At 71.7% G+C, this 23,313-nt stretch carries 23 protein-coding genes, 1 pseudogene and 1 riboswitch; of the genes and pseudogenes, 11 read left to right on the top strand and 13 right to left on the bottom strand.

The features are described from left to right. Positions 1 to 161: 161 nt before the first annotated feature. Positions 162 to 296: riboswitch (FMN riboswitch) on the top strand. Between the two features lie 89 nt (positions 297 to 385). The 3 genes and pseudogenes from ACNQOV_RS11740 (at position 386) to ribH (ending at position 2,222) form a co-directional block, all read left to right on the top strand. Beyond that, positions 386 to 1,045 (top strand): riboflavin synthase, encoded by a 660-nt coding sequence (locus ACNQOV_RS11740; protein ID WP_022906227.1) that lies wholly within the window; start codon positions 386 to 388, stop codon positions 1,043 to 1,045. Then, positions 1,045 to 1,713 (top strand): annotated as a pseudogene (gene ribB, locus ACNQOV_RS11745) (3,4-dihydroxy-2-butanone-4-phosphate synthase); the annotation flags it as partial. The gene ACNQOV_RS11740 and the pseudogene ribB, both read left to right, overlap by 1 nt. A 29-nt stretch (positions 1,714 to 1,742) precedes the next feature. Continuing rightward, positions 1,743 to 2,222 (top strand): 6,7-dimethyl-8-ribityllumazine synthase, encoded by a 480-nt coding sequence (gene ribH, locus ACNQOV_RS11750; protein ID WP_022906225.1) that lies wholly within the window; start codon positions 1,743 to 1,745, stop codon positions 2,220 to 2,222. Positions 2,223 to 2,399: 177 nt separating this feature from the next. On the opposite strand, the gene ACNQOV_RS11755 is transcribed toward ribH, so the two are convergent. From ACNQOV_RS11755 to ACNQOV_RS11775, 5 genes are all read right to left on the bottom strand, one after another. Beyond that, a complete protein-coding gene (locus ACNQOV_RS11755; protein WP_022906224.1) occupies positions 2,400 to 2,570 on the bottom strand; it encodes a hypothetical protein in 171 nt (56 codons plus the stop codon). A 66-nt stretch (positions 2,571 to 2,636) separates the two neighbouring features. After that, positions 2,637 to 3,185, bottom strand: a complete 549-nt coding sequence (locus ACNQOV_RS11760) for a TetR/AcrR family transcriptional regulator (RefSeq protein WP_022906223.1) — start codon at positions 3,183 to 3,185, stop codon at positions 2,637 to 2,639. 93 nt (positions 3,186 to 3,278) lie between these two features. Beyond that, complete coding sequence (locus ACNQOV_RS11765) at positions 3,279 to 4,202, bottom strand: carbohydrate ABC transporter permease (RefSeq protein ID WP_022906222.1); 924 nt, start codon at positions 4,200 to 4,202, stop codon at positions 3,279 to 3,281. Then, a complete protein-coding gene (locus tag ACNQOV_RS11770; protein ID WP_416394613.1) occupies positions 4,199 to 5,239 on the bottom strand; it encodes a carbohydrate ABC transporter permease in 1,041 nt (346 codons plus the stop codon). Before ACNQOV_RS11770 ends, ACNQOV_RS11765 begins: the two co-directional genes overlap by 4 nt. After that, positions 5,236 to 6,537, bottom strand: a complete 1,302-nt coding sequence (locus ACNQOV_RS11775; protein WP_416394615.1) for an extracellular solute-binding protein — start codon at positions 6,535 to 6,537, stop codon at positions 5,236 to 5,238. Before ACNQOV_RS11775 ends, ACNQOV_RS11770 begins: the two co-directional genes overlap by 4 nt. A gap of 184 nt (positions 6,538 to 6,721) precedes the next feature. On the opposite strand from ACNQOV_RS11775, the gene ACNQOV_RS11780 reads away from it, so the two are divergent. The 5 genes from ACNQOV_RS11780 to ACNQOV_RS11800 all read left to right on the top strand — a co-directional run bounded on the left by ACNQOV_RS11780 (position 6,722) and on the right by ACNQOV_RS11800 (position 12,960). Next, complete coding sequence (locus ACNQOV_RS11780) at positions 6,722 to 8,794, top strand: aldo/keto reductase (RefSeq protein WP_416394617.1); 2,073 nt, start codon at positions 6,722 to 6,724, stop codon at positions 8,792 to 8,794. Next, positions 8,773 to 9,795: a LacI family DNA-binding transcriptional regulator gene (locus ACNQOV_RS11785; RefSeq protein WP_416394619.1), complete on the top strand. Its 1,023-nt coding sequence runs from the start codon at positions 8,773 to 8,775 to the stop codon at positions 9,793 to 9,795. The genes ACNQOV_RS11780 and ACNQOV_RS11785 overlap by 22 nt, the downstream gene beginning before the upstream one ends. Before the next feature lie 220 nt (positions 9,796 to 10,015). Next, a complete protein-coding gene (locus ACNQOV_RS11790) occupies positions 10,016 to 11,539 on the top strand; it encodes an MFS transporter (protein WP_402269228.1) in 1,524 nt (507 codons plus the stop codon). Positions 11,540 to 11,791: 252 nt separating this feature from the next. Beyond that, positions 11,792 to 12,301, top strand: a complete 510-nt coding sequence (locus tag ACNQOV_RS11795) for a flavin reductase family protein (RefSeq protein WP_416394621.1) — start codon at positions 11,792 to 11,794, stop codon at positions 12,299 to 12,301. 44 nt (positions 12,302 to 12,345) lie between these two features. Next, positions 12,346 to 12,960, top strand: a complete 615-nt coding sequence (locus tag ACNQOV_RS11800; protein ID WP_079236628.1) for a superoxide dismutase — start codon at positions 12,346 to 12,348, stop codon at positions 12,958 to 12,960. Between the two features lie 108 nt (positions 12,961 to 13,068). Here the strand turns inward: ACNQOV_RS11800 and ACNQOV_RS11805 are convergent, their stop codons facing one another. Further along, positions 13,069 to 13,644: a TetR/AcrR family transcriptional regulator gene (locus ACNQOV_RS11805; RefSeq protein ID WP_022908643.1), complete on the bottom strand. Its 576-nt coding sequence runs from the start codon at positions 13,642 to 13,644 to the stop codon at positions 13,069 to 13,071. Positions 13,645 to 13,802: 158 nt separating this feature from the next. Here ACNQOV_RS11805 and ACNQOV_RS11810 point away from each other — a divergent pair, with 158 nt between their 5' ends. Beyond that, complete coding sequence (locus tag ACNQOV_RS11810; protein ID WP_416394624.1) at positions 13,803 to 14,777, top strand: carbohydrate kinase family protein; 975 nt, start codon at positions 13,803 to 13,805, stop codon at positions 14,775 to 14,777. Between the two features lie 49 nt (positions 14,778 to 14,826). Here ACNQOV_RS11810 and ACNQOV_RS11815 read toward each other — a convergent pair whose 3' ends face one another. From ACNQOV_RS11815 to upp, 5 genes are all read right to left on the bottom strand, one after another. Beyond that, positions 14,827 to 16,272 (bottom strand): serine hydrolase domain-containing protein, encoded by a 1,446-nt coding sequence (locus ACNQOV_RS11815; RefSeq protein ID WP_416394626.1) that lies wholly within the window; start codon positions 16,270 to 16,272, stop codon positions 14,827 to 14,829. Further along, positions 16,269 to 17,618: a cryptochrome/photolyase family protein gene (locus tag ACNQOV_RS11820; protein WP_416394628.1), complete on the bottom strand. Its 1,350-nt coding sequence runs from the start codon at positions 17,616 to 17,618 to the stop codon at positions 16,269 to 16,271. Before ACNQOV_RS11820 ends, ACNQOV_RS11815 begins: the two co-directional genes overlap by 4 nt. Beyond that, positions 17,615 to 18,124, bottom strand: coding sequence for a MarR family winged helix-turn-helix transcriptional regulator (locus ACNQOV_RS11825; RefSeq protein WP_416394630.1), 510 nt, complete (start codon positions 18,122 to 18,124; stop codon positions 17,615 to 17,617). Before ACNQOV_RS11825 ends, ACNQOV_RS11820 begins: the two co-directional genes overlap by 4 nt. A gap of 284 nt (positions 18,125 to 18,408) precedes the next feature. Beyond that, the gene (locus tag ACNQOV_RS11830; RefSeq protein ID WP_022906561.1) at positions 18,409 to 19,179 is read right to left on the bottom strand and encodes a winged helix-turn-helix domain-containing protein; all 771 of its coding nucleotides are present in this window, start codon (positions 19,177 to 19,179) and stop codon (positions 18,409 to 18,411) included. A 598-nt stretch (positions 19,180 to 19,777) separates the two neighbouring features. Then, entirely contained in the window at positions 19,778 to 20,413 is a 636-nt protein-coding gene (gene upp / locus ACNQOV_RS11835) for a uracil phosphoribosyltransferase (protein ID WP_070418346.1), read from the bottom strand. 77 nt (positions 20,414 to 20,490) lie between these two features. Between upp and ACNQOV_RS11840 the strand changes: the two genes are divergently transcribed. After that, positions 20,491 to 20,922 carry a nucleoside deaminase gene (locus ACNQOV_RS11840; RefSeq protein ID WP_416394682.1) on the top strand — a complete coding sequence of 144 codons (432 nt, stop codon included), beginning with the start codon at positions 20,491 to 20,493 and terminating at the stop codon, positions 20,920 to 20,922. Between the two features lie 52 nt (positions 20,923 to 20,974). Here ACNQOV_RS11840 and ACNQOV_RS11845 read toward each other — a convergent pair whose 3' ends face one another. Next, positions 20,975 to 21,352 carry a hypothetical protein gene (locus tag ACNQOV_RS11845; protein WP_416394632.1) on the bottom strand — a complete coding sequence of 126 codons (378 nt, stop codon included), beginning with the start codon at positions 21,350 to 21,352 and terminating at the stop codon, positions 20,975 to 20,977. Positions 21,353 to 21,455: 103 nt separating this feature from the next. Further along, a complete protein-coding gene (locus tag ACNQOV_RS11850; RefSeq protein ID WP_402269244.1) occupies positions 21,456 to 22,412 on the bottom strand; it encodes a cation diffusion facilitator family transporter in 957 nt (318 codons plus the stop codon). Positions 22,413 to 22,475: 63 nt separating this feature from the next. On the opposite strand from ACNQOV_RS11850, the gene proC reads away from it, so the two are divergent. Further along, complete coding sequence (gene proC / locus ACNQOV_RS11855; RefSeq protein ID WP_416394634.1) at positions 22,476 to 23,306, top strand: pyrroline-5-carboxylate reductase; 831 nt, start codon at positions 22,476 to 22,478, stop codon at positions 23,304 to 23,306. The last annotated feature ends 7 nt before the right edge of the window (positions 23,307 to 23,313 follow it).

A 23,313-nucleotide genomic window follows, 5' to 3' on the forward strand; every position in this document is an offset into this window, starting at 1 on the left:
GGTCCGCCCCGCGGCCCACGGCACCGACCGGCGGACGCGCGCCGTGTGGACCGGCCGCACCGCGCCTCCCGGCCCGCAGGCGCGAGCGCGCGACGTCCGGTTACGTCCGCGGAACCGGCGCAACGTGTCCGTCACCTGGTTGGGGTATCGTTCCCGGTACGCAAGCGCTCCGGGGTCGGTGCAAGTCCGAACCGGTGGTGACAGTCCACGAACTGATGACGGGTGCGAACCCGGCAGAGGTTGACCCGGTGGGATTCCGGGACCGACGGTGAAAGTCCGGATGGGAGGCGCGCTGGCGGACGACACGTGACCACGCAGGTGGTGCGTCCGTCCGTCGATGCCGACGATCGTCGAACACCCCCGGAGTCCCGTTGAGAGGACACCAGTGTTCACCGGCATCATCGAGGAACTCGGCACCGTCACCGCCGTCGAGCAGCACGGCGACTCCGTCGCGCTCACCGTCCGCGGGCCCATCGTGGTCCAGGACGCCCGACACGGCGACTCCATCGCGACGAGCGGCGTCTGCCTGACCGTCGTCGAGCAGACCCCGGAGACCTTCACGGCCTTCGTGATGAAGCAGACGCTCGACATGAGCGCGCACGGGGCGCTCGCCGTCGGCGACCGGCTCAACCTCGAGCGTGCTGCCTCGGTCGGCGACCGGCTCGGCGGGCACATCGTGCAGGGGCACGTCGACGGCACCGCCACCGTCCTCGAGACCGCGGACGGCGACGGCTGGCGGCGCGTCCGGTTCTCGCTCGCGCCGGACCTCAGCCCCCTGGTCGTCGACAAGGGCTCGATCGCGATCGACGGCGTCTCGCTGACGGTCAGCGCCGTGTCCACCGAGGACACCCCGGCCGCGGACGCCTGGTTCGAGGTCAGCCTCATCCCCGAGACGCTCGAGGCCACGACCCTCGGCGCGCGCGTCCCGGGGGACCGCGTGAACATCGAGACCGACGTCCTCGCCCGGCACGTCCGGCGGATGCTGCGGCTCGACGCCGCGGTGCGGCCGCTCGAGACGGCTGCGCTCGGCCAGGAGGCACGGTGATGGTCGCCGGGGCACGTCCGGTCCCGCAGGCGGCCACGCCCGGCGCCCTCGGGCTGTCGACCGTGGACGAGGCGATCGCCGCCGTCGCGGCCGGGCGTCCGGTGATCGTCGCCGACGACGAGGACCGTGAGAACGAGGGCGACGTCATCCTCTCCGCCGAGCTCGCCACCCCCGAGTGGATCGCCTGGACCGTGGCGCACTCGTCCGGCTTCATCTGCGCGCCGGTGAGCGTCGAGATCGCCGACGCCCTCGACCTCCCCCCGATGGTCGTCCACAACGAGGACGTCCGCGGGACCGCCTACACCGTCACCGTCGACGCCGCGGTCGGCGTCACGACCGGCATCAGCGCGCACGACCGTGCCCGCACGTTGCGTGTCCTCGCCGACCCGGCGTCCGTCCGCGACGACCTGCACCGCCCCGGGCACGTCGTCCCGCTGCGGGCGCGGCCGGGCGGCGTCCGCGAGCGTGCGGGGCACACCGAAGCAGCGATCGACCTCGTCACCGCCGCGGGGCTGCGTCCCGCCGCGGCGATCTGCGAGATCGTCGACGAGGACGGCAGCATGATGCGCCTGCCGGGACTCCTCGGACTCGGGGCACGCGCCGGCGTGCCCGTCATCACCATCGCCGCACTCGCCGAGTGGCTGGACGCGGCAGACCGGGCGGCGGCGGAGTCCGCACCCACGGAAGGAACAGCACGATGAGCGGAGCAGGCGCGGCGGAACGCGACCACGTCGACGGCAGCGGCATCCGGGTGGCGATCGTCGCCGGGCAGTGGCACGACGAGATCGCCGGCGGCCTCCTCGCCGGGGCGCAGCGCGAGGTCGAACGCCTCGGTGCCTCGGCAGAGGTCATCCCCGTCCCTGGCAGCTTCGAGCTGCCCGTCGTCGCCAAGGCCGCCCTCGAGGCCGGCTTCGACGCGGCGGTCGCCCTCGGCGTGATCATCCGCGGCGGCACCCCGCACTTCGAGTACGTCTCGGACGCGGCGACCAGCGGACTCACGCGCGTCGCGATCGACACCGGCAAGCCGGTCGGCTTCGGCGTGCTGACCCTCGACGACGAGCAGCAGGGCATCGACCGAGCCGGGCTGCCCGGCTCGAAGGAGGACAAGGGGGCCGAGGCCGTGCACGCCGCCGTGTCGACGGCGGTGACCCTGCGCCGGCTGCGCGTGCTCGCGTAGCCGACCCGCGCCTCCTGGCCCGCCGGGCCGGTGGGTGATCGAACCACGTTTCCGACATCGAACAGCGGGTCGCGCCCGGTGCGATGTCGGAAACCTGGTTCGACGCTGCACGCCTGGACGACGAACGGCCCCGCACCTCGAGAGGTGCGGGGCCGTTCGTCGTGCGGTGTCGGGTGACTACCGCTTGCCGAACACGTGGATCGGCAGGAAGAAGGAGAGGCACATGAGCAGGACGCCGCCCATGAAGATGAACGCCTGACCCGAGCTCACCTGGAACGCGAAGCCGAACAGGTACATCGAAACCAGCAGCAGCAGGATCGAGAAAACAGCGGCGATGACGCGGCCCACAGTGGTACCTCCGGAATCAGGCGGGTGGATCGGACCCAGTCTATCCCCAGGAGCGGGGATCGCGGTTCACGCGCCGGGGCGGGTGGCGATCAGCCGGTCGACGACGGCGAGGAGCGACTCCATGTCCACGGACGCGCGGTCCGGTCGCACGTCGCTCGCGGCCCCGAGCGACGCCGCGTGGTAGAGCCCGTCGCCGAGGAGCTTGATCGCCTGCGCGGTGGGTGCGTCCCCGAGCGAGTCGACGAGCGTCGCCAGCCAGGCGTTCTCGGTGTCGTCGAGGGTCCGGCCGGCCTCCTCGTAGCCGGCCTGCTGCAGGCGGCTCGCGGCGAGGAGGGCGAGGTCGAGCTCGCTGCCGACGAACTGGCAGTTCCGGACGAAGTAGCGGGCGGCCCCGTCCTCGGCGTCACGCATGCGGTCGACGTCGATGGCGGAGAGGTCGGACAGGCGCTCGCACAGGCCCTCGACCAGGGCGGCCTTCGAGCCGAAGTGGTAGAGCAGTCCACCCTTGGAGACCCCGGCCCGGGCGGCCACGGCGTCGAGGGTCGCCGGACGCTCTCCTTCCTCGCACACGATGGCGACGAAGCTGTCCAGGACACGATCGCGGGCGCTTGCCATGCCGGAAGTCTGCCATGGGACGCGCGCGACGCGTGTGCAGCGCACGGGTGCGCAGGCGCCGCGGGCCATCCTCCGCGGCGCCTGCGGGTCTGGTCAGCCCTTCAGCGCCCCCGCCGCGATGTTCGCGATGAAGTGCCTCGAGCCGATGATGAACACCCCGATGAGCGGGAACACGCTGATCACCGCGCCGGCCATCACCGAGCCGAGGTCGGTCGCGTTCACCGAACTCAGCGAGGCGAGGGCCACCTGCAGTGTCTGGCCCTTCGGGTCGATCAGCACGATGAGCGGCCACACGTAGTCGTTCCACGCCGTGATGAAGGTGAAGATGCCGAGGAAGGCCAGGCCGCCGCGGAGCATGGGTACCGCGATCGACCACCAGGTCCGGAAGAACCCGGCGCCGTCCACGCGGGCGGAGTCGATCACCTCGTTCGGGATGGACCCCGTCGCGAACTGGCGGAGCAGGAAGATGCCGAACGCGTTCGCCGCCCCGGGGACGATGAGCGCCTGGAGCCCGCCGATCCAGCCGAGGTTCGCCATGAGCACGAAGCTCGGCACGAGCGACAGGCTGCCGGGGACGAGGAACGTCGCCAGCATCACGGTGAACAGGGAGCGCTTGAACGGGAACTCGTACTTCGCGAACGCGAACGCCGCCAGCGAGTCGAACAGCATCACGAGGACCGCGGTGCTGCCGGCGACGACGACGGTGTTGCCGAGCGCCCGGAGCATGTCGACGCTGCTGAACACCGTGGCGAGGTTCTGCATGGTGTGGTCGCTGAACCACAGCGACGGCGGGTAGCCGAAGATCTGCGCGTTCGACGACGTCGACATGACGAGCAGCCAGTAGAAGGGGAAGATCGACAGCACGACGCCGACGACGAGGCACAGGTGCGTGACGAGCCGTCCGACCCAACCGTGCCGGAACCCACGGCGGTGGTCGTCGGGCCGGTCGGTGACCGTGTTCGGTCGCCCGAGGGCGGCGGCGGTGTTCGTGGTCCGGGGTGCGGTGTCGGCGCTCATGCGCGGGATCCCTTCGCGCTGGTCGTGACGGTGCGCGGGGTGCGCAGTCGCCGAGGGGTCTTGAGCCCGTCGCGTTCACTGAGCAGTCGCCAGTTGATGATCGCGAAGACCACGGAGAAGAAGAACAGCACCCAGGCGATCGCCGAGCCGTACCCGAAGTCGAACTGGTTGAACGCCTGGTCGTACTGGTAGAGCACGATCGTCATGCCGGCCTCGTCCGGTCCACCGACCGCCTGTCCGTTGAACAGGATCTGCGGCTCCGTGAAGAGGCCGAGCCCGCCGATCGTGGACGTGATCACCGTGAAGAGGATGACCGGCCGCAGCATCGGGATCGTGATCCGCGTGAAGATCTGCCACGTGTTCGCGCCGTCCACCTTCGCCGCGTCGTACAGCTCCGTCGAGATCGACTGCAGCCCGGCGAGGTAGATGATCGCGTTGTACCCGGTCCACCGCCAGATGACCATCACCGCGATGGTCACCTTGATGCCCCAGTACGACGAGAGCCAGCCGACCGGATCGGCACCGACGGCGCGGAGGGCGGCGTTCACGAGCCCGAACCCGTCCGAGAACACCGAGCCGAACACGATGGCCATCGCGACCATGCTCGTGACGTTCGGGATGAAGAACGCGACCCGGTAGAAGCCCTTCGCCCGGATGTTGCCGTGCAGCAGGAACGCGAGCACGAGCGCGAGGAACAGCATCGGGACGGTCGAGATGATCCAGATGATGAAGGTGTTCGCGACGGCGTTCCAGAAGCGCGGGTCGCTGACGAGGTACTGGTACTGCGCGAGCCCGACGAACGCGGGGGAGCCGACGCCGTCCCAGTCGGTGAACGACAGCACGATCGAGAAGACGATCGGGAACAGTCCGAACACGAGGAAGAGCACGTAGAACGGGGCGATCGCCACGTACTGCGGCCAGAAGCGGCGCAGGCTGAACCGGTGCCCGGTCGCCGCGGTGGAGATCGACGCGGTGGGGGCGCCCCCGACGACGGGGTTCGCGGTGGTGGCGGTCTGCTCGCGGATCGGGGCGCTCATGCGGCGACCCCGCGCTTCGCGAGGACGCGGTCGGTCTGGTCGAGCGCGTCCTTCCAGGCGCGCTCCGGGTCCTTGCCGGCGGACTCGACGTTCGTGATCTCGGTCGCGAAGGCGCCGATGAACCGCTCGGAGTTCGAGATGTACGTCACGGGGACCTCCGGGGCCGCCTCGCTGAAGAAGTCGAGCGGGTTCTGGTCCCCGAAGAACTCGCCGGGGTTCCGCATGATGCCATTCGCGAACGACGCGGGGGTCGACGGGAAGAGCTGGATGTCGTTGTAGGTGTGGGACTGGATGTCCGGCCGGGTGATCCACTTGGCGAACGCGACCGCGGCCTCGGGGTCCTTCGACGACTTCGGGACGGCCAGGAACGAGCCGCCGCTGTTCCCGGGTCGCTCGGGCTGGCGGGCGATCCGCCACTTGCCGGAGAGGTCCGGTGCAGTGTCGTGGATGATCTGCGTCCACCACGCGCCCTCGATCTGCCCGGCGACCCGGCCCGCGACCCATCCGGCGTTCTGGTCGGTACCGGACTGCAGGTTGGCGGTGATGCCGGCGTGGATCGACTCGACGGCGTTCTCCCACGCCTTCCGGATCGAGCTGTCGTCGTCGTGGTAGAGCGGCTGGTCGTCGCGGTCGAAGTACCGCGTCGGGCTCGCGGAGACGAACTGGTTGAAGAGCTGTGTCGCGGTGATGATCGTCGCGGCACCGGTCTGCTGCTTGATCTGCTTGCCGAAGGTCCGGAAGTCCGCCCAGGTCTGGATCGCCGCGCTCACCTCGTCCGGGTCGGTGGGGAGGTCGGCCTTCCGCAGGACCTCCTGGTTGTAGAAGAAGCCGGTGGGGCCGGTGTCGACCGGCCAGAAGCACTGCCGCCCGGACGGGGTCCGGCCGAGCGAGAGCTTCCAGTCGTAGTAGGCGGACTGCTCGGTGGCGGAGGGGGCGAAGTCGGTGAAGAGGTCCTCGTCGGGGAAGTAGAGCCAGCAGTTCGAGTTCACCATGAGGACGTCGGGGATGAACGCGTTGCCGGCGAGCGCGGTCCGGAACTTCGTGTCGTAGGACGCCCCGCCGATGAGGTCCGGCCGGAGCCGCATCGGTTCGTGGCCGCTGATGCCCCCGGCGGCCTGCTGCAGGAACTTCGGGTCGAGGGACCGGTTCCAGTACCAGAGGACGAGTTCGTCCGGGTCCTTGGAGATGGCGGTGCCGGTGGAACACCCGGCGAGGAGGGTCGCGGAGGCGAGTGCGCCGAGCGCGCCTGCGCCGGCGAGGAACCCCCTCCTGCTGAGCCTGTGCGTTGGTGCTGTCACTGGAGTACCTGCTCTCGTCGTTGAGATGGTGCAACCGTGGAGCGCTCGACCGTGAACGCTCACGAAGTGGTCAGAGCATGCCCCGGCCGACACGCCGTGTCAAGCATCCACATCGTTGCAGGGGCCGAGGCTGGAGGGTACGGTCGTCGGGACCGTGAAGGTTCACGAGACGATAGGGATCCGCATGTCAGCGCAGACCGCGACCACCGCCAGCAGCAGCTCCACGAGCGAGCACGACACCCCGGGCTGGGCCGTCCTCGGCCCCGGTGGGATCGCCCGCCGCTTCCTCTCCCAGCTGCCTGCGAGCGCGGTCGGCGCCACCCTCGTCGCCGCCGGCAGCTCGTCGACCGAGCGTGCGGGCGCGTTCGCGGCCGAGGCCGGCGACCACGGGTTCGCCGACGTCACCGCGGCGTCCTACGACGAGGTGCTCGCCGACCCGCGCGTCGACGCGGTCTACGTCTCGACCGTCCACACCGGCCACGCCGCCCTCGTCCTCGCGGCGCTGGCGGCGGGCAAGGCGGTCCTGTGCGAGAAGCCGCTCTCGCCGAACCACGGCACCTCGATGGCGCTCGCCGATGCCGCACGCCAGGCCGGGCTGCCCCTGGTCGAGGCGTACATGTACCGCTTCCACCCGCAGACCGCGGCCTTGCTCGACCTCGTCCGCCAGGGCGCGATCGGCACCGTGACGCACGTCGACGCCTCGTTCGCGTTCCGCGCGGGCACCCGGTCCGGCCGGCTGTTCGACGTCGACACGGCCGGCGGCGGGATCCTGGACGTCGGCGGGTACCCGGTCACCATGACGGCCGCGATCGTGCAGGCCGCGACCGGTGTGGCCGTCGCCGAGCCCGTCGAGTTCGTCGCCACCGGCACGCTCGGTCCGACCGGGGTCGACGAGTGGACGACGGCCGACGCCACCTACCGCGGGGTCGGCGACCGGCGGATCACGGCCCACCTCCGCACGGGTGTCCGCGTACAGGACGACAACGCCGTGGTCGTGCACGGCACCACCGGGAAGATCAGGCTGACCGATCCGTGGACCCTCGGCGACGACCCCACCATCGAGGTCAGCACGGTGGACGAGGACCCGCGCACGCTGTCCTTCGCCGGCGCGCACCCCTACGCGCTCGAGGCCGACGCGACGACGGCTGCCCTCGCGGCCGGTCGCGTCGACGCCCCCGAGTTCACGCTCGACGAGTCCCTCGCCACCGCGCGCACCCTCGACCGGTGGCGCGCGGCGATCGGCCTGCGCTTCCCGTTCGAGGCCGAGACCGCCGACATCCCCACCGTCAGCGGCCGTCCGCTCACGGTCGCCGCGCACGAGCCGGACCGCGCGGACAACCCGATGCGCTACGGCGACATCGCCGGTGTCGGCAAGCGGATGTCCCGCCTGGTCATGGGCGTCGACAACCAGCCCGACCTGGCGCACGCGAGCGCCATCTTCGACCTGTTCGTCGAGCAGGGCGGCAACGTCTTCGACACCGGGTACATCTACGGCGGTGGTGTGCTCGAGGGACGGCTCGGCAAGTGGATCCAGAACCGTGGTGTCCGCGAGGACGTCGTCGTGATCACCAAGGGTGCGCACACGCCGTTCTGCGACCCGGAGTCGCTCAGCCGCCAGCTGCTCGAGAGCCTCGAGCGTCAGGGCACCGACTACGCGGACATCTACATGATGCACCGCGACGACGAGGACATCCCGGTGGGGGAGTTCGTCGACGTCCTCGACGAGCACCGTCGCGCCGGACGCATCCGCGTGTACGGCGGGTCGAACTGGACACCCGCGCGCTTCGACGAGGCGAACGCCTACGCCCGGGCGAACGGCAAGCACGAGTTCGAGGTCCTGAGCAACCACTTCGGGCTGGCCGAGGCGTACGACGTCCCGTGGGCCGGGTGCCGCCACGCGACGGACGCGGCGTCGAAGCAGTGGCTCGAGGAGCGTCAGGTGCCGTTGCTGCCGTGGTCCTCGCAGGCGCGTGGGTTCTTCACCGGCCGCGCCAAGCCGGAGGACACGAGCGACGCCGAGCTCGTGCGCTGCTACTACAGCGACGAGAACTTCGAGCGGCTCCGCCGTGCGTCGGAGCTCGGTGAGCGGTTCGGGGTGCCGGCGACGGCGATCGCCCTCGCGTACGTCCTGCACCAGCCCTTCCCCACCTTCCCGCTCTTCGGACCGCGTACGATCGCGGAAGCCCGGTCGTCCATGACCGGCCTCTCCGTCGACCTCACTCCGGAACAGGTGGCATGGCTGGACCTCCGCGACTGACCGAACCCGTTCCCGCACCCGGCGGCCGGGCGACGATCATCGACGTCGCCGCGGCCGCCGGGGTGTCCCGGCAGACGGTCACCCGCGCGATGAACGGCATGTCCGGCATCAGCGCGGCGACGAAGGAGCGGGTGCTCGCCGCCGCCGAGGCGCTGGACTACCGGCCGTCCCGCTTCGGCCGCGGACTCGTCACCGGCGGCGACCACCAGCTCGGGCTCGTCGTGAACGACCTGCGCAACCCGTACACCCCGCAGCTCGCCTCGGCCGTGTTCCGGCTCGCCGCCGAGCAGGGCTGGAACGTCATGCTCGCCGACGTCGACCTGGCGAGCGACGCCGACCGGATGGTGCAGGCGCTCGGTGCGCAGACCGACGTCGTCATCGGGTACCTCGGTTCGCGGCGCGAGCGCTGGCGCGAGCTCCTCGGCAGCGTGCCCATGGTCGAGCTCGACCCCTACTCCGAGCCCGCGACGGGCGCCGTCTGGATCGACCCCGCCGACGCGATCGAGGTCCTCGCCGACCACCTGGTCGCCACCGGCGTCCGGCACCCGGTGGTGCTCGACAACTCGTCGCCGGGGCACACGAGCGTCCGCGGGACCCTCATGATGGACGCCCTCGAGCGGCGCGGGTACCTCCCCGAGCTCGTGCACGCCGACCACGGCACGGCCGAGTGCGGTGCCGAGGAGACCACCCGGATCCTCGCGCGCCGGCGGCGGCAGGACGCGATCCTCGCCTTCAACGACGTCATGGCCCTCGGCGTGCTGCAGGCGTGCCGGCGAGCCGGCATCGACGTCCCCGGAGACGTGCGCGTCGTGGGGGTGGACGGCCTGCCGCTCGGCTCGCTCGTGTCTCCGACCCTCAGCACCCTGGCCGTCGACCTCGACGCGGTCGCGCGCGAGGCGCTCGACCTCGCCCTCGGGATGCTCGCCGGCGAGCTGCCGCGTCAGGGTGACGCGGTGCAGCGCACGGTCCGGCACCGACTGCTCCTGCGCGAGTCGGCCTGACGACCGGGCCCCGACCGGAACGCGACCAGCGACGGACAGGAGGCGCGGTGCGGGCCCGCACCGTCCCTCCTGTCCGGCGGTCAGTTGCATTTGCAACCAACACCGTCCAGACGGTACACTAACGGAGTCCTGACGCGACGCGTGTCCACACCGCGCCCCGTCCGGACCGTTCGTCAGTACCGCCGTCGACCTGGTCCGGCTCGAAGTCCCTGGAGTCACCGTGTCCGCCCTGCTCACCAGCCCCGTCGCCACCGCCGTCACCGGCAGCCGCACCCGCCGGTTCGCCGCCCTCGCGGTGCTCATGATGCCCGTCCTCCTCATCTCGGTGGACAACACCATCCTGAGCTTCGCGCTGCCGTCGATCTCCCGCGCCCTCAACCCGGACGCCACGACGCAGCTCTGGATCGTCGACGCGTACCCGCTGGTCCTCGCCGGACTCCTCGTCGTGATGGGCAGCATCGGCGACCGCATCGGGCGTCGCCGGATCCTCGTCATCGGCGCCAGCGGCTTCGCGCTGTTCTCCGTCGCCGCGGCCTTCGCGACCGACGCCTGGATGCTCGTCGCCGCCCGCATCGTGATGGGCGTCTTCGGCGCGATGCTCATGCCGGCGACCCTGTCGATCATCCGCAACGTCTTCGTGCACGCGGGGGAGCGGCGGATGGCGCTGGCCGTCTGGTCGACCATGTTCGCGGCGGGCAACGCGCTCGGCCCGCTCGTCGGCGGTGCCCTCCTCGCGCACTTCCACTGGGGCGCGGTGTTCCTCGTCGCGGTGCCGATCCTCGTCGTGATGCTCGTCGCCGTGCCGTTCTGCGTCCCCGAGTCCCGCGACCCGAACCCGGGGCCGGTCGACGTGCCGAGCATGTTCCTGTCGCTCGGTGCCCTCGCCCCGATCGCCTGGGCCATCAAGTCCGTCGTGCACCCCGAGGAGCGGGGCTTCGCGATCGCGATGCTCGCCGTCGGCGTGCTGTGCGGCATCGCGTTCGTGCGTCGACAGCTCCGCTCGCGGACCCCGATGCTCGACCTCCGACTGTTCCGGAGCACCGCGTTCACGGGGAGTGTCCTGATGAACATGACGGCGATGTTCTCGCTGACCGGGTTCCTGTTCTTCATCGCCCAGCACCTGCAGCTCGTCGCCGGGCTCGACCCGTTCGCCTCCGGCATCGTGCTCGTCCCGGGGTCGGTCCTCACGATCGTCGCCGGGCTCGCGGTCGTGCCGATCGTCGCGCGGGTCGCTCCGCGCTGGGTCGTCGCGGTGTCGCTGCTGTTCTCGGCGGCCGCGTACGCCATGGTCGCGGCCCTCGGGCACCACGCCTCGATCGTGGCCCTGGCGTTCGCGTTCGTCCTGCTCGGCATCGGGATCGGTGCCTCCGAGACCGTGACGAACGACCTCATCATCTCGACGGCTCCGGCGGACAAGGCCGGTGCGGCCTCGGCGATGTCCGAGACGGCGTACGAGATCGGTGCCGTGCTCGGGACGGCGGTGCTCGGGACGATCCTCGCCACCGCCTACCGCGCGCACGTCGTGGTGCCGGACGGCCTGTCGTCGTCGGCGCACACCGCCGCGCAGGAGACCCTCGGTGGCGCGGTGTCGGCGGCGTCGTCCCTCGGCGGGTCGGCGGGGCAGGCGCTGCTGGAGTCCGCGCGGGCCGCGTTCGACTCCGGCGTCACGGTCACGGCCGGCGTCGCGGCGCTCCTGATGGTCGTCGCGGCCGCCGGTGCGGTCGTGATGCTGAAGCGCCGGTAGCGCCGCGCCGCCGCGCTCGGTGAGCAGCCGCGCTTGGTGAGCAGGAATGGTCGGGTCCCCGCGAGCGACCCGACCATTCCTGCTCACCAAGTCGCGCTCGTGGTGCCGATCGTCACGTCACGCGGGGTCACGCGGCACGCCCGGGATCGGACGAACCTGGGAATCGTTGACCTCAACCTTGGTTGAGGTCATACGTTGGGACGTGGTCGCGCAGCCGTGGCCATCCCCAGCGAAGGAACGACGACGACTCCCATGCCCGACGAAGCCCCGGCGATCATCGCGGACGCCTACAAGGCCGCCTTCCGTGGACACCCTGCCGGTGTCGCCGTCATCACCGCCGAAGGCCCCGACGGCCCGACGGGCCTCACCGCGTCGAGTGTCGCGAGCGTCGCGATCGACCCGCCGGTCCTCGTGTTCTCGCTGTCCACCAACTCCGGGTCGGCCGGTGTCGTGCTGGGGGCGCCGATCTTCGTCGTGCACCTCGTCGACTCGCTCGGCGTCGGCCTCGCCCGTCGCTTCGCCTCCACCGGCAGCCCGGCGGCCGACGACCCGATCTGGGGCACCCTGCCGTCCGGCGACCGCTACCTGCCGAGTGCCGCGAGCGCCCTGCGCTGCCGACCGCTGTCGACCACGCCGATCGGCTCGTCGACCGTCGTCGTCGCCGAGGTCCTCGACATCGTCGTCGGCCTCGAGCGGGGCGAGCCGCTGGTCTACCACAACCGGGAATTCCACTCCCTCACCGATCGTTCCCGGCTCTCGTGAGCCGCGGAGCACCATCCGCACACCACTGATCGAAAGGAACTCACATGGCTGAGTACACCCTGCCGGAGCTGCCGTACGACTACGCCGCACTCGAGCCGCACATCAGCGGCAAGATCATGCAGCTGCACCACGACAAGCACCACCAGACCTACGTGACGGGTGCCAACACCGCGCTCGAGCAGCTCGCCGAGGCCCGTGAGTCGGGCAACCTCGCGAACGTGAACAAGCTCGAGAAGGACCTCGCGTTCAACCTCGGTGGCCACGTCAACCACTCGATCTTCTGGACGAACCTCGGCCCGGACACCAAGGTCCCCGAGGGCGAGCTCGCCGCCGCGATCGACGAGTTCTTCGGCTCGTTCGAGAAGTTCCAGGCCCAGTTCACCGCCGTCGCCACGGGCATCCAGGGTTCCGGCTGGTCCGTCCTCGCCTGGGACACCGTCGGGCAGAAGCTCACGACCTTCCAGCTCTTCGACCAGCAGGCCAACGTGCCCTTCGGTCTCGTGCCGATCTTCATGCTCGACATGTGGGAGCACGCGTTCTACCTCGACTACCTCAACGTCAAGGCGGACTACGTCAAGGCCGTCTGGAACATCGTCGACTGGGAGAACGTCGCCGCGCGCTTCGCGAACGCGAAGTCGCAGCGCTTCGTCACGCTCTGAAGCGGACGGGGCGGGTCACGATGGTGACCCGGTGACGGGCGGGCGGGGGGGGGGGGGGGGGCCCCCCGCCCCCCCCCCCTCCCGTCCGTCGTCGGTGCCGTCGACGGCTCAGGCCGGCTGGAACTGCGTTCGTGCGACCAGCTCGTGGGCGATCGCGCGCAGCGCGGCGTCGGACGCGGTGTGTTCCGGGTCGACGAGCGTGCCCCACTGCACGCCCCGCGCGGCGAGGACGGCGCTCTGCGCCGCGTGCTCGGCGTCGGTGCCGTCGAAGCCGTGCTCAACGCACCAGGCGGCGATGGCGGCGACCTGCGCGCGGTGCAGCCGGTGCTGGTGATCGCGTCCGTCGAGCGACTCGACCGCGCCGAGTTCGAAGGTCAGCCGTGCGGCGAGCGACCGGTCCGGTTCGTCGAGTCCGCCGAACACCGCGACGAGGTGGTCGGCCAGACCGGCGTCGTCGGTGCGGGGGTCGAGCGTGGTGTCGGTGGCGGCTGCCGAGAGGTGGTCGACGACGGCGTCGATGAGCGCGTCGCGTGAGCCGAAGTGGTAGACGATCGGGTACGCGCTCGATCCGAGGACGCGGCCGAGGCTCCGGACCGAGACGTCCTCGAGCTTGGTGTCGTGCAGGTGCTCGACCACCTTCGCGATGATCGCCGGCTTGAGCGTCGGGTCGGGCTTGCGGGGCATGGCGTCTCCAACGAGCGAGATGGGCAGTACGCGACAGTTCACATACGAGTCACGAGTATATCACCGCACCATTCACGTGAGGGCCGCGGATCGGGCCCTGCATGTCCGATCGTGGTCAATAATCGGAGTTTTACTCGATTTCGCGTATGATGTGCGCGATGTCCATGCCTCCAGAGCGCCCTGCGGCCCCGGCACGGCCCGAGGCACCCCGTGCCGGACGGGCGGTCGCAGGCCGTCGTCGCGGCGCGGGGAAGCGCTTCCTCGTCGTCGGCGACGTCCTCGACGGCGTCCTGGTCCAGACCACCGCGGCGAGCATGGGGTCGCACGATCCGGCAGCGGTCATCCGTCACCGCCCGGTCGGCGCCGCGGGCAACGCGGCCACGTGGCTCGGTTGGCTCGGTGCCGAGGTCGACCTCGTCGGCCGGGTCGGTGTCGACGACGTCTACCGGCACGAGCGCTCCCTCGGTGACGCCGGGGTGCGGGCGCACATCCGCTACGACGCGCGGACGGCGACCGGGGCGGTCGTGTCGGTGCGCAATGCGAACGGTCGCACCGCGATGTCCGACCCCGCGGCCAGTGGCGTGCTCTCGGCGGAGGACCTGCCGCTCGACCTCGTCGCTCGGGCCGACATCGTGCACCTGACCGGCTCGGCGATGCTCGGCGGCGGCGGACCCGACCGGATCGCGGCGTTGATCGCCCGGGCCCGGTCCGGTCCGGCGCGGGTGACGCTCGACCCCTCGTCCGCCGCCGTCGTGCGCGCCGTGGGCCCGTCGGAGTTCCTCGAGGCCCTGTCCGGTCTCGACGCCCTCTTCCCGAGCGCCGAGGAGGCCGCGGCGCTGACCGGGGCGCCGACCGTCGACGAGGCGATCGCGGTGCTCACCGAACACGTGCCGCTCGTCGTGGTCACGATGGGGACCGACGGGGTCCTGCTCGGTCGGCGCGGGCGGAGTCCCCAGCCGGTGCCGATCACGCCGGCGACGGTGGTCGACACGCTCGGCGCGGGCGACGCGTTCGCGGCCGGGTTCCTCCGTGCCTGGGCGACGGACCCGGTGCGGGTCGCCGCCGCCGCGCGCGAGGGCACCCGGGTCGCGGCGCGGGCGCTCGGGTTCGTGGGCGGTCGCCCGCCGGTCTGACGTCCGGTCCCGGCGTCGTTCCACGCTGGCGCGTTCCGGCCGTCGCGGGTCAGCGCTCGCTGGGCTCGGCCCGGACCACCAGGGTCTGCACCAACCCGGCCGCGAGGGGCGCCAGCCGGATCTCGACGCGCAGTCGCCCGGTCGTCCCGGGCAGCCACCACCGCAGGTGCGACGGAGCCGACGACTGCTCGTCCACCGGTGCCGCGCCGAGGTCGGCACCGACCTGGGCCACGGCGTCCGCGATCACCCGGCGTCGCCGTTCGTAGGGCACGTCCATCGCCACGTTCGGCGTGCAGATCGCGTCCGCCAGGTCGTCGTCCCAGTCGGCCAGCAGCCGCGTCACGGCCGCCTGCGCCACCCGCGTCGCGTGGACGGTCGGGGCCGTGCCGGGAACAGGCGCGGAGGAACCGTCCGTCCGGGCGGCCAACACGACGTCGAGCGCACGGTCGGCGGCAGCCGAGACCTTCGCCTGCGTCGCGTTCTCGAACGCGACGACACCGATGCCGTCTCGGGCAGACCACCGCATGTGCGCCGAGAACCCCGGGTAGCCACCGGAGTGCGACACGAGTTCGCCGAACACCGGGTCCTGCTCGACGAAGAGGCCGAACCCGTACGCGGTCGCACGGGTCGAGGTCGGGACCACCGCTGCGGGAACGACGCGCATCGCCTGCTGCATGAGCCGGCGGTCGGCGGGGGAGACCGGTCCGGCCTCCGGGTCGTCGGAGAACGCCGACGCGAGGTGGCGTCCCCAGCGGGCGAGGTCGGTGACCGTCGAGAAGAGGCCGCCGATCGACGAGAACGCGCCGGGACCCGTCAGCGGCAGGGGCTCCCAGTCGCCCACACCCGCGCCGTCGCTGGCTGGGCGGACGCCCGTGACCACGTGGCCGTGGGCGTCCTCGGCGCGGAAGACGGTGTCCCCGAGGCCGAGGGGACGCAGCACGAGGTCCGTCGCGACCTCGGTGAACGGCCGCCCGGCGACGACCGCGATCGCCCAACCGAGCAGCGCGTACCCGGTGTTCGAGTAGGCGAACCGTGTCCCCGGGACCGAGTCGAACAGCAGGCCGGCGCGGAGGACGTCGTCGAACTCGGCGTCGGAGAGGGACTCCTGCCGGTCCGCCCAGGGGTCGTCGGTGGGGAAGCCGCCCGACATGGTCAGGAGCATGCGGAGCGTCGGCACGGGGGAGTCGGCGGTCGGGAGCGCGACGTCGGCGAAGGCGGGCACGAAGTCGGTGATGGGGTCGTCCAGTCGAACCCGGCCGTCCGCCACCAGGGCGAGCAGGGTCGCCGCCGTCACGCTCTTCGTGCACGAGGCGATCCGGTGGACGGTGTGCGCGTCCGGGGCGAGGCCGTCACCGCGGTCGCCGTGCCCACCCGACGCCACCAGGCCCGCGCGGTCGAACACGCCCCAGACGCTGCTCGGCGCGACTCCCCGTTCGACCCGTTCGCGGAACAGCGCGTCGACCTCGGCGATCGCCCGCGCGTCGATCCTGCTCACGATCGACGCATCCGGTCGTACGCGTCGAGGGCCCGCTGCCGGGTCTCCTTGAGGTCGAGCATCGGCTCGGGGCGGTCTTCGTCGGCGGGGACCCACCGGTGCACGTACTCACGGTGCGGGTCGAACCGCTCGAGCTGGCGGTCCGGGTTGAACACGCGGAAGTACGGTGCCGCGTCGAACCCGGAGCCCGCGACCCACTGCCAGTTCGCCGCGTTGTTGGCGGAGTCGGCGTCCACCAGGGTGTCCCAGAACCACTGCTCGCCGACACGCCAGTCGACCAGCATGTTCTTCACGAGGAAGCTGGCCGTCGCGAGGCGGACACGGTTGTGCATCGCGCCCGAGTGCCAGAGCTCCCGCATGCCGGCGTCGACGAGGTCGAACCCCGTCGTGCCGTGCCGCCAGCGGTCGACCTCGGCGTCGGGTGCGTCCCGCCAGGGGAACGCGTCGAACTCGCGTCGGACGTTCACCGAGGTGATGTCATCGCAGTGGAAGTACTCGTGCCAGTTGAACTCGCGCCACGCGAGCTGCCGGAGGAACGCCGACGCGTTCTTCCGCTGCTCGGGCTCGAGCTCGCCGTGCAGGCGGTGCCAGACCTGGTACGGGCTGACCTCGCCCCAGCGAAGGTGCGGGGAGAGGTCGCTCGTCGCGGCCATCGCGGGTTCGTCCCGCTGGTCGTAGTCCTCGAGCGCGTGGGTCACGAAGTGCTCGAGCCGCCGGTGTGCACCCCGTTCGCCGGGTTCCCAGGCTTCACGGAGTCCGCCGGCCCAGTCGGGGTGGGTCGGCAGCAGCCCCCAGTCGTCGAGGTCGTCGCTCGCCGTGTCGGCGGGTGCCGGCAGGTCCCGCGGCTTCGGCAGGGGGTGGCGGGGTTCCGGCATGGCCTGGGCCGCACGCCAGAACGGCGTGAACACCTTGTACGGCTCGCCCTGACCGGTGAGGACGGTCCACGGTTCCCAGAGCAGGGCCGCGGCGAAGCTGTGCGCCTCGGTCCCCGCGTCGGTGAGGGCCGACTTGATCCCCGCGTCGAGGTCCCGTTCGGCACGGCCGTAGCGTCGGTTCCAGAACACCGCGTCGGCGCCGGTGTCGGACACCAGCGCGTGGACGACGTCGGCCGCGGGCCCGCGGCGGAGGACGAGTCGTGACCCACGGTCGCGGAGCTCGGCGTCGAGCGCGGTGAGGGAGTGGTGCAACCACCACCGGGCCGCCGCACCGATCGGGCGGATGCCGGCGGACTCCTCGTCGAGGACGTACACGACGGTGACCGCGCCGCCGTGGTCGATCGCGGCACGGAGGGCCGGGTTGTCCGCGAGACGGAGGTCGTCGCGGAGCCAGACCAGGGCGCCGGTCACCGTGCCGCCACGTCGACGTCGGACATCGTCCGGGGGCCGCGACGGGACGTCGACGCCCCGGCGGCGGTGCGGAGCTTCGTGCAGAGTTCGGTGAGCGTCCGGAGCTCGGCTTCGTCGAGCCCGGCACCGACCTGGTCGACGATGGTCTGCGCGTGCTGGACGGCGACCGCCCGGTAGACGTCGAAGCCGTTCGGCGTGAGGGCGACGATGACCCCGCGGGCATCGGCGGGGTCAGGCTGCTTCTCGACGATGCCGCGGGCGGTGAGCCGGTCGACCAGGCGGCTGACGCTCGGCTGGGTGAGCAGCAGGTGGCTGGTCAGTTCCCGCATCCGGCAGCGTCGCCCGGGCTGGGTGGAGAGGTTGAAGCAGACGTCGTACTCGTTGAACGAGATCTCGCCGCCCGGGAAGTCGGCGTTGAGTGCCCGCATGACGGTCACCTGTGCGCGGAAGAGCGCTTCCCAGGCGGCGACGGCAGTCGCCTTCTCGCTGCGGCGTGGCTCGTTCACGGTCCCGCTCCCTCTGGTCGTACGGTCATGCCACACTACCGACGGCGTCGGACACGGGATGCCGCTGACGCGCATCCGTGTCCCCCGCAACGCACGAGGGCCGCCCACCGGTTGCCCGGCGGACGGCCCTCTCCCTTGCACCAAGAGTGTCCTGCAATCACATTCCACAGGCGGTGCCACAGCAAACACTGCCTGCAGGGATGACTGTATAACGAACGGGTAACGGCGCGCTAGCGGACGCGGCGGTCGTTCGCTGCGAGTTCACCAAGAAGCAGCGATCAGGATCAGAAGAGGTCGGGCGACGGCGTCGAGGCGTAGCGCACCGCGACGTCCGCGTGCCGGTCGAAGCGGTAGCCCACCCCGCGCACGGTGCGGACGATCTCCTCGAACGCGCCGAGCTTCGACCGGAGCCGTCGGACGTGCACGTCGATCGTCCGCTCGTTCGGGGTCTCGTCCTCGCCGTCGGACCAGAGCCCGTCGATGATCGCCGAGCGGTCCACGGTCTGGCCCTCGCGCAGCACGAGGAACTGCAGGAGCTCGAACTCCTTGTAGGTCAGGGGCGCGGCCTCGCCGTCGAGGGTGACGCGCTTGCGGGAGATGTCGATGACGACGCCGGTCTCCTCGGGCTCGGGCTTCTCCGCCTGCTTGCGGGCGGCCACGGCGGAGCGGTCCTGCAGGGCGAGCCGGACGACGTCGACGTCACGGCCGCCGGAGCCCTCGGCGGCGACGGCCACGGCGGCGTAGGTCTCGGACGTCGGCACGAGCTGCGCGGTGAGGGCCTTGAGCTGCTCGACGACCGCGGCGAGCGTCGTGCCGGCCGCGGCGGCCTTCGCCTCGTCGATGCCCACGTACAGGGCGAAGCCACGGGCCTCGGTTCCCTCGGGCAGGGCGCGGTTGCGCTGCGGGGCGACGACCGGGCTCGTCGGCACGCCGGCGGCGACGGGCGGGGCGGCGGGCTGGCGACGCGGACGGATCGGGGTGACGGTACCGAGGTCGGTCGGCGCGGGGGCTGCGGTGCGGAGGGTGGTGCGGGGCTGGGCGATGGTGAGCGACATGGCGGTTCTCCGGGCGATGTGGCTGCGGTGTCGAGGTGTGCCGCGGCCGTGTCGAATGCGTCGGTCCGGGTACGGCGAGTGCCGTGGTGCCCTGCGGTCCTGCTGCGGACCGGGGCCGACCCGGGGGTACGGGGACGGACCTCGTGACGTGGTGCGTGTCGTCGACGTGGTCGTCACCCTGGGATCACGCTCGCGCGACGGGGGTGGTGTCGCGGGGGATCCGGCTGGAACGGGTGCCGATCAGGCACACATTCGACAACGCATGACGGCCATGGCCGGCATCATCATGCCGGCGGTCCCCAGTGCCTCGGAGAGGACGCGGGTGGACACGGTTGCAGTCATGGGACGAGTATCGGTGGGATACCAACGTCGTGTCAACCGTCCGCGCGGACGGTGCGTTCTGCGAACCCACGGGGAAGACGGACAGGAGGGGCGGGGGCCCCCCCGCCCCCCCCCCCCAGACCGGGGGGTGGGGGTGGCCACACGTGGTGGGCCACCCCCGCCCGGGGGCGGGGGGTTCACCCCCCGCCCGGGGTCCCCCGGCCCGGGGGGCGCGCCCCCCCCCCCCCCCCCGCCTCCTGTCCGGTGGTGGTCGCGTCTACTCGGCGAGACCGTAGAGGCGGTCGCCCGCGTCACCGAGACCCGGCACGATGTAGCCGTTCTCGTCGAGCTTCTCGTCGAGCGCGCCGAGCACGATCGAGACGTTGCGGTCGCCGACGGCGGCCTCGACCGCGGCGAGCCCCTCGGGGGCGCCGAGGATGCAGACGCACGTGACCTCTTCGGCGCCGCGGTCGAACAGGAAGTCGATCGCGGCCGCGAGGGTACCGCCGGTCGCGAGCATCGGGTCGAGCACGAAGCACTGCCGGCCGGACAGGTCGTCGGGCAGGCGCTCGGCGTAGGTCTGCGGCTCGAGGGTCTCCTCGTTGCGCGCCATGCCGAGGAAGCCGACCTCGGCCGTCGGGACGAGCTTGACCATGCCCTCGAGCATGCCGAGTCCGGCACGCAGGATCGGCACGACGAGCGGGCGGGGCTTCGCGATGGAGACGCCCATGGTGTGCGCCACCGGGGTGTCGATCGGGGTCGCGGTGACCCGGACGTTGCGCGTCGCCTCGTACGCGAGGAGCGTGACGAGCTCCTCGGTGAGGGCGCGGAACGTGGGGGAGGGAGTGGTCCGGTCGCGGAGCACCGAGAGCTTGTGGGTGATGAGCGGGTGGTCGGCGACGTGGACTCGCATAGGGTCGAGCCTACCGTGCTGCCGACCGCCAGGAGGTCCCTGTGGAAGCACCCGCCGCCCGCCCGTTCGTCCCGGCGATGGAGCGCGCGCTCGACGAGGCGCGCGCCTGCCTCGCGACCGGGGACGTCCCCGTCGGCGCCGTCGTGCTCGACCGAGACGGCACGGTGGTCGCGGTCGGGCGGAACGAGCGCGAGGCGCGGCAGGACCCGACGGCGCACGCCGAGGTCCTCGCCCTGCAGGCAGCCGCGGCGGCCGTCGGCGACTGGCACCTGGAGGAGCACACCCTGGTGGTGACGCTCGAGCCGTGCCCGATGTGCGCCGGCGCGGTGATGGCGTCCCGGGTGCCGCGGATCGTGTTCGGCGCGTGGGATCCGAAGGCCGGCGCGAGCGGGAGCGTCTACGACATCGCGAGGGACCGCCGGCTCCCGCACCGGTCCGAGGTCATCGGCGGCGTGCTCGAGGGGGAGTGCGCCGCGCTGCTCGACGCGTTCTTCGCGGCGCGCCGCTGACCGGGCAGAGGGACCGCGGGCCCGAGGAGCCGGGGCGCAGCCCGGCGGCGACTCAGCTCCAGAGCACCGCGATCAGCACGTTGACGATCGCGAGCGCGCCGGCGGAGTGGAAGAACGGCAGGGCGGCCTTCGCCTTCGCCGCGCCGGCGTCCGCCCGCTTCTGACGGGCACGGGCGACGAACGCGAGCACCAGGGCGACGGCGGCGATGACGAGCTTCACGCCGAGCTTGGCGTGGTTCGCGCCGCCGTCCTGGGTGGCGTCGATGATCCCCATCATCCCGAGGCCGGTGACGAGCTGCACGACGAGCCCGGTGATCGGCCAGGCGGTCTGGAAGCCGCCCTTGCGCCGCACCTGCACGAGGAAGGCTCCGATGACGGCCGCGAGGCCGAGGAAGTGCAGGATGAGCAGGATGTTGAAGAGCGCCGACATGTCACCATCGTGGATGACCGGTCCCGGCGCCCGCCAGCAAGGTTCCCCTTAGTCCGCGGCCGGTCCAGGGCCGGTCCGCGGCGAGTCCCCGGCCGGTGCGGGGCTAGTCCGCGGCGCGGATGACGATCGCCTCGGTGGGCGGTCGGGGTCCGGTCCGGAGGACGTCGGGCTCGACGTAGATCACCCGGGCGATCGGCACGGCCTGCCGCACCCGGTGCTCGACCGTGTCGATGCCGGCCGCCACGTCGCCCAGTCGTCGGTCGCCGTCGACCGCGACCTTGACGCCGACCATGAGCTCGTCAGGGCCGAGGTACAGGGTCTTGATGTGGATGATCGAGTCGACCTCGGGACCGTCGAGCACCGCGTGCTTGATGCGTTCGACGTCGGCGGCGGTGGCGCCCTCGCCGACGAGCAGGCTCTTCGTCTCGATGCCGAGCACGACCGCGACGGCGATGAGCAGCGCGGCGATGAGCATCGTGCCGATCGCGTCGAACAGCCCGTTGCCGGTGATGGCGGTGAGGCCGACGCCGAACAGTGCGAAGACGAGGCCGAGCAGGGCCGCGGTGTCCTCGAGCATGACGACGGGGAGCTCCGGTGCCTTGGCACGTCGGACGAACTGCACCCAGCTCTGCCGGCCCTTCTGCGGTCGGGCTTCCCGGAGCGCGGTGCGGAGGGAGAAGCCCTCGAGCCCGATCGCGATGACGAGCACCACCACCGGCAGCCACCAGTTCTCGAGCGGGTGCGGGTGGGTGGCCTTCTCGATGCCCTCGTAGAGCGAGAACACGCCGCCGACCGAGAACAGGATGATCGAGACCACGAAGGCGTAGACGTACCGCTCGCGTCCGTAGCCGAACGGGTGTTCTTCGTCGGCGGCACGGCGGGCGCGGCGGCCGCCCAGGAGCAGGAGGAGCTGGTTCGCGGAGTCGGCGAGCGAGTGGACGCCCTCGGCGAGCATCGACGCCGATCCGCTGATCGCCGCGGCGACGAACTTCACGATCGCGATGCCGACGTTCGCGCCGAGCGCGGCGAGGATCGCCTTCGTGCCTCCTGAAGCGCTCACAGCTGTCCCTTCTCCCGACCTGGAAGACGATCCTAGGCGAGGGCGCTCGGTAGGGTCTGGGGCATGACGATCGAACTGCCCCGCACCGCTCTGCTCGGCGTCGGCTCCATGTCCGGCGCGGTCCTCGACGGGCTGCTCGCTGCCGGTCTGGACCCCGCCACCGTGACCCTGACCACGAAGTCGGAGTCCTCGGCCGCGGCGCACCGGGAGCGTGGCCTCGACGCGACCGCGACCGACACCGACCCCGACGCGAACCGTGCCGCGGTCCGTGGCGCGTCGCTCGTCGTGCTCGGGGTGAAGCCCTACGCGATCGGGGAACTGCTCGACGAGGTGTCGGCCGACCTCGCACCAGGGACGGTCGTCGTGAGCGTCGCCGTCGGGACCACGACCGCCAGCATGGAGGCGCGGGTGCCGGCCGGGGTCCGCGTGGTCCGGGCGCTCCCGAACACCCCGATCGGCGTCGGCCGCGGGGTGACCGGGATCAGCGCCGGCCCGTCCGCCGACGCCGAGGCCGTCGCGCTCGCCTCGTCGGTGTTCGACGTCTCCGGCGTGGTGATCGAGGTGCCGGAGTCGCAGCTCGACGCCCTCTCCGCCGTGTCCGGGTCGGGTCCCGCCTACGTCTTCCTCCTCGTCGAGCAGTGGCAGCAGGCCGCCGAGTCCCTCGGGTTCACGGCCGAGCAGGCCGAGGCGATGGTCCAGGGCACGCTGCGCGGGGCGGTGGAACTCCTCGCCGCGTCCGGCAAGGAGCCGACCGTGCTGCGGAAGGCCGTCACGAGCCCGAAGGGCACCACCGAACGCGCCGTCGCGGTGCTGCAGGAGGCCGACCTCGCCGGGACGTTCGAGCGGGCGTCGCGCGCCGCGATCGCCCGCGCCGAGGAACTCTCCGAGGGCTAGCGGTCGA

This window comes from Curtobacterium sp. LFS084, assembly GCF_047977705.1.
Taxonomy (GTDB): domain Bacteria; phylum Actinomycetota; class Actinomycetes; order Actinomycetales; family Microbacteriaceae; genus Curtobacterium.